The sequence below is a fragment of the Clostridium sp. CMCC3677 genome (genome assembly GCF_023845585.1).
GTDB classification, from domain to species: Bacteria; Bacillota; Clostridia; order Clostridiales; family Clostridiaceae; genus Clostridium; species Clostridium aquiflavi.
Genome location: NZ_JAMQHS010000138.1, coordinates 1 through 212 on the forward strand (window position 1 = coordinate 1; position 212 = coordinate 212).

Annotated in this window: 1 pseudogene; it reads left to right on the forward strand. The window is 37.7% G+C overall.

The window, feature by feature from the left end:
- Positions 1-20: 20 nt before the first annotated feature.
- Positions 21-212: pseudogene (locus NG901_RS17000) on the forward strand (hypothetical protein); the annotation flags it as partial.

Below are 212 nucleotides of genomic sequence, written 5' to 3' on the forward strand. Positions count from 1 at the left end.
AAAGAATGAGGGGCCAATACGTGGTAAAGCAATTCTCACCAGATAAAATGTTGAATACTCCATTTGGAATTACAGCAGCACAACTTCGCAAAATGGGAAAGACTACTATTTTGACTGATCTTGATAATACGCTGCTTGCATGGGATCAACTAGACGCAACGGATGAAGTTATCAACTGGTTTACTATATTGAAAGAAGAAGGAATCAAAGTA